We start from the raw sequence: 9,791 nt of genomic DNA, 5'->3' as shown, positions 1-9,791 counted from the left end.
CGGACGCGCCGTCGTGCAGGACGCCCACCGCTCCCCCGCCCAGCGCCGCGAACGCCGCGCCGCCCGCCGCGAGCATCAGGACGTTCGAGAGGCCGTCCGAGATCTGCAGCGCGGCCGAGTTCGCGCCCGCCTCCTCCGGCGCCGACCGCGTCAGCATCAGGACGCTCGTCGAGGCGATGACCGTGCCCATGCCGTAGCATCCGAACGCCCATGCCACCGCGACCGTCCACGCCGGGACGGAGTGGAACAGGACGCTCGGCGCCGCCAGGATGGCCGCCGCCACCAGGATCATGCCGATGACCATCAGCCGCTGCCGGTACGGCTCCATGCGCGGCCGGGACTGTACGTACGAACCGAGCGCCCAGGTCCCGCCGCCGGCCGCCAGGGAGAGCCCGGCCAGCGTCGGCGAGAGTCCGCGCTGGGTGACCAGCATCAGCGGTACGAAGCTCTCGGCCGCGATGAACGACCCCGCGGCCACCCCGCGCAGCAGCACGACCGAAGGCAGCCCGCGGGCCGCCCGGCAGGTGCCGCGGGGCAGCAGCCCGAGCACGGCGGGCACGAGCAGCGCCGCGCCGGCCACCGCGGGCACCAGCGAGAGCCAGCGCAGGTCCTGGCCCGCGTACTGGAGCAGCCCCGCCCCGACCGAGATCCCGAGCGCGAGACGGATGCGCCGCCGGTCGAATCCCGGCGGCGGTACGGAGGGGTCGGCGGGGCCCGCGGCCGTCCGGCGGATCGCGGGCAGCGCGAGGGCGAGCGGCGGAACGACCAGGACCGGAATGGCGATGAAGACCCAGCGCCAGCCGAGGTGTTCGGTGACCGTGCCGGCGGCGAGCGGCCCGACGACGGAGGGGATCACCCAGCTCGCCGCGAAGGCGGCCATGATCGAGGGCCGCAGCCGCTCCGGGTAGGCGCGGCTGACGACCACGTACAGCGCGACGATGACCAGTCCGCCGCCGAGGCCCTGCACCGCGCGCCCCGAGACGAAGATCCACATCGTGGAGGCCGTACCGGAGAGCAGCAGTCCGGCCGCGAAGGCGGCGATCCCGGTGGCGAGCGGCCGGAGCGGCCCGTTCCGGTCGGCCCACTGGCCGGAGAGGACCATCGCGAAGAGCGAGGTGGTGAAGTACGCGGAGAACGCGAAAGCGTAGAGCGCGACGCCGTGCAGCTCGCGCGCGGCGACCGGCATCGCGGTGCCGACGGCGGTCGCCTCGAAGGCGATGAGCAGGACGACGGTGACGATGCCGATACTGAGCGACCGGTGCGCGCTGCCGAGGATCCCGCCGGTCACGGGGGTGGACGTACCGTCGGGCACGTCGGGCGATGCGACCTCGGCGTCGCGGGATTCCAGGGCGGCCATGGGATCAGCGTAAGGGGCGTACCGCCCGATGAACCCTGTCGGAGGGCGGGGCGGGACTGGTCCGTTGGTCGTACGACCATGAACGGGGTGTGGCAGTCGCGTTGCGGGACGGCCCGCGGCCTTGAGGCGTCCGGCGCGGGGAGCCTACGGTCGGTGCACCGGATCGGTTCCGAGCGAGCGCACGAACGGAACGGTTCCGGTGACTTGGCCGTGTGCCCGAGTGGTTCAGGGACTCGCCTGCAAAGCGAGTTACGCGGGTTCGATTCCCGCCACGGCCTCTGCGTACGTAAGCCCCCTCGCCCCCGCTGTTCCCGGCCGGGGGCACCCGACCTCTGTGTACGTACATCCGTCGCCCCCTGCTGTTCCCGGCCGGGGGAAGGCGGCTCAGGCTCTCCGCTCGCGGCCAGGTGGGCCCGGCACCACCACGAGGCTGTCCCCGGCGGGGGACGGCTGCGGCCGCGCGGGCGGGGCGCCGTGCAGTTCGGCCTGGGTCAGGCGGTGCAGCCGGTTCGCGCTGGCGCGGTAGAAACGGCGCTGGGTCATGCGGCCGAACAGGACGAAGCCCGCGCGGACGACCGGGTTGCGGATCGGCGCCCGGCGTGAGTATCCGGTGATGAGGAACTCGACCGCACCCGTGTGCGGGTACTTGATGACCTGGTAGTGCAGCTCCCCCTCCTCCAGATGCCCCTGGAGCGTCCGGTAGCCCCAGCCCCAGACCCGCTGCGCGCTCTCGCCCGTACCGCGCAGGTCGTCGGTGACCGACGTGATCCTGACCCCCATGTCGAAGCGGAGACCGAGGAAGCGCCCCTCCAGCAGGATGTTCCGCCCGAGCAACGCGTCGTCGCGACGGTAGAGCGCACGCAGGATGCCGGGTTCGGGGAACTGGTAGTCGCGCACGAGCCGGCAGGCGATGTCCCAGGCCCCGCCCGGCTCCGGGTCGCCCGGCCCTTCACGGGCGAGCGGCCGGCGGAGCGAGTCGACGTGCCAGCCCTCACCCCGCGCGGGCGTACGGCCCGCCGGCAGGGAGTAGTTGACCGTACGGCCCGCCAGGGAGCGCAGCACCGAAGCGGCGTCCTCACCGTGGAGTCGCCTTTCACGCAGCATGGCTGCCCCTCAACGGGGCTGTCCGATCCGCTCGATCCGCGCCATCCGTTCGATCCGTTCGATCCGCTCGATTTCGCTGATGGACTGGCCCATGAGCCACAGCGTGGCGGGCCAGAGGCCGACGAACAGCGCCCGTCGCTCCGCGTTACCCCGCTCGTCCTGGTCGCAGCCCTTGGCCCGCATCCAGAACCCGATGCAGACCGCCACCCCGACCATGGAAGCCGCTTCCATGTACGCGCCACGCACACCCGCGCGCTGCAGCATCCGCGAAATCCGCACCGTGCCTCCCAGCCTCCCGCCGCCGCCGCAGCAGCAGCAAAAAGTACAGAAGAATATGACTTGTGCGCTTTGCCCGTATCGTGAACGGTATGACGTCAGCGCATACCGAGCAACCGTGGCAGTTGTCCCGTCGGCGCCGACTCGGGACGGTCCTGCGGTTCCCCGCCGGGATCGCGATCATGTCCTGGAACTACCTCTGGCGCATCCGCGCGCTGCACCGCAGCGAGACCGTGGGCGACAGCAGCGATCTGCCGCCCACCGTGCCTGCCGAGTTGCTCGACGGACGCAGCAAGCGCCTGGAGGACGGCGCAGGACCGATGCTCCACCGGCGCTTCTCCGTTCTCATCGAAGGCAGCGAACTGGGTCCGCGGGAGCTGATGGGCTCCGTCATGGCCGACTTGAACCAAGCGGCTCCGCGCGGTGCCGCGGTGTTCGACAAGACGGCCGGCCGTACGGGAACCGTGCGGACCGGGGACGAATACCGGGTGCGGATGCCCGGGCCGTGGGACGGGCCGGTACGCGTACTCCACCAGGACGCGGCATCGTTCAGGTTCGGCACGCTGCAGGGCCATCTCGAAGCGGGCCAGATCGAGTTCCGGGCGAGGGGCGAAGGCGGACTGCTCGCCTTCGAGATCGAGGCATGGTCCCGGGCGGGCGACCGGCTGGCGGACGTGCTGTACTGCCGGCTCCGGGTGTCCAAGGAGATTCAGTTCAACATGTGGGTGCACTTCTGCCTGCGTGCGGCGGACATCGCCGGCGGGCGGCCGCGTGGCGGCGTCACCATCGACACGCGGGTCGTCCCCGCGGCGGGCTGCCGGGAAGTACCGGCCGCCTGACCCGGCCGCGAGGCCCGTTCACGGCCTCCCGGCCCTCAGGGCTCCGGCCGCGTCGTCGGCTGCTGCTCCGTGGCCCCGGCCCGGGTCGCGGATGCCTCCGGCCGCGTCGTCGGCTGTTCGCTCTCGGCGCCCCGTGCCGCCCGGACCATCTCCTTCAGGTGCTCCTCGTCCTCCGACGAGAGCGACGTCTGGACCAGCTGGCCGCCGAACGGTGCCACTTCGGCCACGACCTTGTCGACCGCTTCCGTCCTGGCCAGGGCGAAGAGCGCCGCCGCGCCCGGGCGGAGGTTCGAGCTGACCTCGCGCATGAAGTCGTCGTTCACCCCCGTGTCGGTGACTGCCCCGCCCGCCGCGCCCGCCGCGGCCCCCACGGCCGCACCGAGCAGCGGTGCCAGGAAGAGCAGCCCGATGAGCCCGCCCCAGAGCGCGCCGCCGGCCGCGCCCGTCGCGGTGAGGTTGACGGCCTGGTGCAGCTTGATCTTGCCGTCGGCCTCACGGCGCTCGACCACGACCACGTCCTCCAGCTCCACGAGGTGCTGGCGGCTCAGCCCGATGAGCTTGTCGCGGACCTGGTTGGCGGTGGCGACATCGTTGTAGGCGACGACGAACAGGTTGCTCATACGGCTGACTCCTCATCGGGACACAGAACGAACTCGGAACTCGGAACTCGGAACTCAGCCCACTATAGGAAATATGCCGCGAACCGGACACGTGGGAGGGGCGTCCGGGTGGACACCGGGCAGGCCCGGAGAAGCGCCGCCCGGGAGGGCACGGACACCGCCCCCTCCCGGTCCCGCCTCACCCCCTGCTGACCAGCTCCGCAAGCCCCAGCGCCGCCATGCCGAACCCCGTCGGCGCGGGCGGCAGATAGCGGGAGCCCGGGCCGCCCGCGAGCAGGTCGGCCTCCGTGTACCTGCGGGTCTCCCGGTGCCAGTTCAGGATCGCCGCCATCCAGTCCTCCAGCTCCCGCACATAGCTCCGCAGGGCATCGCGGGTCGCGTCGTCGAGCCCGAAGTCCTCGCACACGACCGGGATCTCGTGCTCGGCCACATGCCGGAACTGGCGCATGCGCGACACCATCAGGTCGTCCACCATGGCAAGACCGGTCGGGTAGTCGACGTTGAAGAACGCCTGGACGACCAGGACCGCGTTGTGCACCTCCCCCTCGAACTCGATCTCCTTCTGGTACGAGAAGACGTCGTTCATCAGGCAGGCGTAGTCGGCCGCCGAACTCTCCAGCGACTTCACCGGACCGCTGCGGAACACCTCGTCCGGGATCTGGTGCCCGTGGCCCAGCCTCGCCAGGGACATCGTCAGATCGGAGCCGAAGGTCATCCGGCGCATCTCGATGTAGTCGACCGGTTCCGGGATGCGGTGCTGGGCCTGGTTGGCCAGCTCCCAGAGCCAGCTGGCCGTCATGTTCTCGACGGCCGTACGGAACGTGCGGCGCGCCCCCTCGTCCATCGGAGCCGCCGTACGCGCCCACAGATCGGCCAGCGACCGCTCCATGACGTTCTCCGGCGGGGGCGCCTCCCCCTCCAGCGGCATGAAGAGCGAGAAGCGTTCGTTCTGCACCTTCGCGCCCGCGAGGTCGCGTGTCCGGCCGAACACCAGCGGGAAGTAGTCGTCGGCGTACGTCCCCCAGGCCAGCCAGCCGGACGCGAGGTCCAGCTCGTCCGCCGTGGCGTCCGGGTCGATGCCCGCGGCGCAGACCGGGAAGTCGAATCCGGTGAGCTGCCGCTCGTCCCAGATGTCGTCGAGCATCCGCATCCGGTGCGCCCACGCCACGAGATTGCGCCGCGCGGTCTCCAGATGCGGCGAGAGCGAGAGCGCGAAGGGCATGTCGAAGTCCGGGAGCAGGGAAGGCCCGACGTGCTGGTGCGGGACGTGCAGATGGTTGCGCAGCCGGGACAGGCCCGTCTTCCCCGTGATCCGCTTGATGTCGGCGGCGGACGTGCCGAGCCCCGACGGCCCCGGCGGCAGGCCCCGTTCGGCCTCGGCCGCCTTGCCGCCGTCGTTCATGTAGCGGCTGGAGCGCATGTGCCACTCATGGCCGCCGGACTGCCAGTCCTGGAGCCCCTTCACATACGTCAGCGTGTCGGCCACGCCCTTCGGGTCGACACCGAACTCGGCGAAGAGCGGGCCGAGTTCCGTGAAGAAGGTGTTCTCGAACTGGTGGAGCCGCGCGGTGAGCAGATCGTTGACCGCGTCCGCCGCCTCCTGGGTCGTACAGCCGAGGAAGGTCTCCAGGACCAGGACACCGTTGCTGAGTTCGCCCTCCTCCTGGATCTCCCGCTCGTACGAGAAGAGGTCGTTGCGCAGATGAACGCCGTCCGAGAACGTGTCCTTCAGTACGCGCAGCGGGCGCGAGCCCGCGATGACCGCGGGGACCTCCGCACCCGTCGCGTACTCGATGAGCCCCGCCGACCAGGGCGCACCGCCGACCTTGCGCCGCATCTCGATGTACTCGACGGGGTTGGAGACCCGCCCCGCGTTGATGTTGGAGAGCTCCCAGAGGGATTCGTTGAGCAGGTTCTCGGTACTGACAGCGAAACGTTCCCGCCAGTCCATCGACATCCCGGGGACGGTGCGCGCCCAGAGGTCGGCGAGACCTGCCTCCACCTGGTTCTGCGGCTCGGGGAACCCGGCGGCCAGATCCATCGGCATGAAGGCGGGCAACCGGTCCAGATACGCCTTGCCGCCCTGCCGGTCCTGCGACCGCTTGAACAGTTCGAGGAAGTGGTCGTCGAAGAAGAAGACCCACACGTACCAGTCGGTCACGAGCGACAGTTCGGGCCCGCCGCAGTCCGGGTGGGTGTACGCGCAGAGCAGGGCGTAGTCGTGGGAGTCGAGGTCGTGCTCGTCCCAGACCCCCGATCCCTCCAGCATTCCCATGTCCCTGGCCCACTGTTTGGTGTGGGCTCTGGCCTCTTCGAGATGGGGATTCAGCCTGGCCGGATGCGGCAGGTAGAACTCCGGCAGTTCAAAAGGCTTCGACACTGACGTTATGCCCTTCGCGCGAGGTCGCTGATCAGCGCAGCACTACCCCTGCACGGGAGCGGGCATCCTCCGGCAGATCCTGGTATGCCCATATGTGTGACACGGGCGGAAACCGGATGCGGGACGGGAATTGGTGTGCTGCGGCGTCAGCGGGCAGCCCCCGGGGGCTGAGCCCCCGGGAGGCGCGTCGGCACCTCAGCCCGTGACCACCGCGGCCTGCGGCCTGATCGGCAGCCGGCTCACCGGGCGCCCGGTGGCCGCCCGTACCGCCGCCGCCACCGCGGCCGGGGACGTGACCACCGGCACCGCGCTGGCCGCCTTCGCGCCGAACGGGGCCACCACGTCGCGCTCCTCGATGAGTTTCACGATGCGGATGTCCGGGGTGTCCAGCGAGGTGGGCAGCGCGTAACCGGTCAGGTCGGGGTGGCGCACCACGCCCCGTGTCGTACGGAGGTTCTCGGTGAGGGCCGCCCCGACGCCCTGGGTGACGCCCGCCTCGATACGGGAGGTCAGCAGCCGCGGGTTGAGGATCCGGCCGACGTCCTGGGCGACGGCCATCTCCACCACCCGGACCGAGCCCAGTTCGATGTCGACGTCCACCACCGCGCGGATCGCGCAGAACGCGAGACCGACGAAGGCGTCGCCCTGGCCCGACTCGTCGAGCGGCTCGGTCGGATGCGGGCGGCACTGGGCGGTCGCCCAGAGTTCCTTGCCGTCCATGGCCTCGGTGACCGTCGTGGAGAGCACCCCGTCGTACGAGGTGATCTTGCCGTCGGCGATCTGGAGCAGCTCGGTGGACATCCCGAACTGGTGGGCCAGCGGCTGGAGCAGCTGGGTGCGGACCATCTTCGCGGCCCGCTCCACCGCGCCGCCCGACACCCAGGTGTGCCTGCCGTGCGTGGCGGGCCCCGCCGGGGGCTGGTCGGTGTCGACGGACGCGACATGGACCTCCTCGATACCGAGGGTGTCCTGGACGATCTGCCGGGCCAGTGTGGAGAATCCCTGGCCGGTCTCGACGGCGGCGCAGATGACCGTGGCGACCCCGTCGTGGACCTTGACGGTGGCCGTGGACACCTCGTCGGCGCCCTCGGCTCCGAGCATGTGCACCATGCCCAGCGCGTAGCCGACCCCGCGGCGCACCGCGCCCGGCTCGCCCGCGCCCTCCGGGCCGCCGGGCAGCAGCCAGTCGCCCTCGGGGGTGTCCTTGGGCAGCGCGGGCAGCGGGAAGTCCTTGACGGAGCGCAGGAGTTCGGCGACCGGCGCCGGGCAGGTGACGGGCTGCCCGGTGGGCAGCAGATCGCCGGTGGCCAGCACATTGCGCAGCCGCAGTTCCGCCGGGTCCATGGAGAGCCTGGCCGCAAGCTTGTCCATCTGGCCCTCGTACGCGGCGCAGACCTGGAGCGCGCCCTCACCGCGGACGTGCCCGGACGGCGGGTTGTTCGTACGGACCGCCCAGCCCTCGATGAAGGCGTGCGGGACGACGTAGGGGCCACAGGCGAACGCGACGGCGGCGGCCAGCGATTCGGACGAGGCGTCGGCGTACGCGCCCGCGTCCAGCAGGATCTGCGCCTCGACCTTCACCAGGCGGCCTTCGGCGTCCGCGTGGTGGCGGTAGCGCAGCAGGGTCGGGTGGCGGTGGGCGTGGCCGAGGAAGGACTCCTCGCGGGTCGCGGCCAGCTTGACCGGGCAGCCGGTGCGCAGGGCGAGCAGCCCGAGCGGGAGCTGGAAGCTGGTGTCCTCGCGGTCGCCGGTCGCCCCGGGCACGCCGGTCACCACGACCTTGACCCGGTCGGGGTCGAGGCCGAAGCAGGCGGCGGCCAGATCGCGGTCGGTGTGCGGGTCGGTGGACGCGGTGTAGATCTCGACGCCGCCGTCGGGCCTGGGCACGGCGAGTCCGGCCTCGGCGCCGATGGGCGCGGGGTCCTGGCGGCCGATCCGGTAGAGGCCCTCGACGACGACATCGCCGGTGATGTCCGGGTCGCCGAACCGCAGCGGGATGTGGCGGATCAGATTGCCGTCGGGGTGCAGCGGTTCGGCCTCGAACGCCTTCTCCGGGTCGGTGACCGGCTCCAGGACCTCGTACTCGACCGCGATGGCCGCCACGGCGAGCCGGGCGGTGTCCGGGTGGTCGGCGGCGACCGCGGCGATCGCCTCGCCGTGGTGGCGGACCAGTTCGGACGCGAAGACGGGGCGGTCGGCGACCGCGCGGCCGTGCGCGGCGTCGCCGGGGATGTCGGCGTGCGTGACCACGGCGCGGACACCGGGCATCGCGGACGCCTCGGACGTGTCGATGGACAGGATCCGGGCGTGCGGGTGCGGGGAGCGCAGCACGGCGGCCCAGAGGAGCCCCTCGGCCCACAGGTCGGCCGCGTAGGGGAAGGTGCCCTCGGTCTTCGCACGGGTGTCGGCCGGCGGGAGGGACACACCGAGCCCGTGCGCGGGCGGCTCCTGCTCCGGGCCGTCCACCTCCGGGGACTTCGCGGTGGCCGCGGTGGCCGCGTCGCTGCTCACGCCATGCCTCCGTCATGCTGCTGCGGGTTGTCCGGCTGCATGCCGCCGGATCCGGGTGCTGCCTGGTGCGGGATACGGGCCTCTTCGGACGCGGCGCCCGCCGCCGCGCGCCCGGCGACCACCTCGCCCACCGCGTCCAGCACACCCCGGTAGCCGGAGCAGCGGCAGAGATTGCCGCACAGGGCCTGTCTGGTCTCGAGTTCGGTGGGGGCGTGGTTGCCCTCCAGGAGGTCATGAACCGTCATGGCCATGCCCGGGATGCAGAAACCGCACTGGACGGCTCCGCACTCGGAGAGCGCCCGCTGTACGTCGGAGGGTTCGCCGTCGACGGCGAGGCCCTCGACCGTACGGACCTCGGAGCCGGCCGCGGTGGCGGCGGGGACCAGGCAGGAGGCGACGAGGCGGCCGTCCACCTGGACGTTGCAGGCACCGCACTCGCCCTGCGAGCAGCCGTCCTTGGCGCCCGCGAGGCCGAGGCGCTCGCGCAGGACGTAGAGCAGCGACTCGCCGATCCAGGCGTCGGTGACGGGCCGGTCGGTGCCGTTGACACGCAGGACGTAGGAGGCGGGGGTGTGTTCGCTCCAGGCGACGGCGGGGGCCGCGTCGGGGGCGGCCGGCACACCGGGGTCCGCGGCGCCGGGGCCGGGGAGAGCGGGGTCGGCGTGCGTGGTGCCGGGGTGCGCGGCATCCGGGAGAGCGGGGTC

8 protein-coding genes and 1 tRNA gene are annotated in these 9,791 nt (G+C 71.9%); 2 read left to right on the top strand and 7 right to left on the bottom strand.

The genetic code is table 11. The features are described 5' to 3' along the window. The coding region (locus G3I19_RS30945; RefSeq protein ID WP_164267035.1) for an MFS transporter at positions 1 to 1,357 on the bottom strand (1,357 nt) is incomplete at its 3' end. Positions 1,358 to 1,563: 206 nt separating this feature from the next. On the opposite strand from G3I19_RS30945, the gene G3I19_RS30940 reads away from it, so the two are divergent. Further along, positions 1,564 to 1,635 (top strand) — tRNA-Cys (locus tag G3I19_RS30940). Positions 1,636 to 1,741: 106 nt separating this feature from the next. On the opposite strand, the gene G3I19_RS30935 is transcribed toward G3I19_RS30940, so the two are convergent. Continuing rightward, on the bottom strand, positions 1,742 to 2,461 hold the full coding sequence (locus G3I19_RS30935) for a DUF1990 family protein (protein ID WP_164267034.1): 720 nt from the start codon (positions 2,459 to 2,461) through the stop codon (positions 1,742 to 1,744). A gap of 9 nt (positions 2,462 to 2,470) precedes the next feature. Then, positions 2,471 to 2,725 carry a hypothetical protein gene (locus G3I19_RS30930; protein WP_164267033.1) on the bottom strand — a complete coding sequence of 85 codons (255 nt, stop codon included), beginning with the start codon at positions 2,723 to 2,725 and terminating at the stop codon, positions 2,471 to 2,473. 104 nt (positions 2,726 to 2,829) lie between these two features. Here G3I19_RS30930 and G3I19_RS30925 point away from each other — a divergent pair, with 104 nt between their 5' ends. Next, entirely contained in the window at positions 2,830 to 3,576 is a 747-nt protein-coding gene (locus tag G3I19_RS30925) for a DUF1990 family protein (protein ID WP_164267032.1), read from the top strand. Between the two features lie 35 nt (positions 3,577 to 3,611). Here G3I19_RS30925 and G3I19_RS30920 read toward each other — a convergent pair whose 3' ends face one another. The 4 genes from G3I19_RS30920 to G3I19_RS30905 all read right to left on the bottom strand — a co-directional run. Next, positions 3,612 to 4,196, bottom strand: a complete 585-nt coding sequence (locus G3I19_RS30920) for a DUF1269 domain-containing protein (protein ID WP_164267031.1) — start codon at positions 4,194 to 4,196, stop codon at positions 3,612 to 3,614. Positions 4,197 to 4,374: 178 nt separating this feature from the next. After that, complete coding sequence (locus G3I19_RS30915) at positions 4,375 to 6,576, bottom strand: terpene synthase family protein (RefSeq protein WP_164267030.1); 2,202 nt, start codon at positions 6,574 to 6,576, stop codon at positions 4,375 to 4,377. A gap of 195 nt (positions 6,577 to 6,771) precedes the next feature. Then, positions 6,772 to 9,087 carry a xanthine dehydrogenase family protein molybdopterin-binding subunit gene (locus G3I19_RS30910; protein WP_164267029.1) on the bottom strand — a complete coding sequence of 772 codons (2,316 nt, stop codon included), beginning with the start codon at positions 9,085 to 9,087 and terminating at the stop codon, positions 6,772 to 6,774. Beyond that, positions 9,084 to 9,791 (bottom strand): (2Fe-2S)-binding protein (locus tag G3I19_RS30905; RefSeq protein WP_164267028.1); only part of this gene is annotated, 708 nt, incomplete at its 5' end. The genes G3I19_RS30910 and G3I19_RS30905, both read right to left, overlap by 4 nt.

Source organism: Streptomyces sp. SID10853, assembly GCF_010548145.1.
Classification (GTDB): Bacteria; Actinomycetota; Actinomycetes; order Streptomycetales; family Streptomycetaceae; genus Streptomyces.
The sequence above is the reverse complement of the archived record's forward strand: the minus strand, read 5'-3'. Positions and strand labels throughout refer to the sequence as shown.

Bases quoted from the DNA above. Each gene is read 5' to 3' on its own strand.
- G3I19_RS30935 (WP_164267034.1), bottom strand. From the start codon at position 2,461: ATGCTGCGTGAAAGGCGACTCCACGGTGAGGACGCCGCTTCGGTGCTG.
- G3I19_RS30930 (WP_164267033.1), bottom strand. From the start codon at position 2,725: ATGCTGCAGCGCGCGGGTGTGCGTGGCGCGTACATGGAAGCGGCTTCC.
- G3I19_RS30925 (WP_164267032.1), top strand. From the start codon at position 2,830: ATGACGTCAGCGCATACCGAGCAACCGTGGCAGTTGTCCCGTCGGCGC.
- G3I19_RS30920 (WP_164267031.1), bottom strand. From the start codon at position 4,196: ATGAGCAACCTGTTCGTCGTCGCCTACAACGATGTCGCCACCGCCAAC.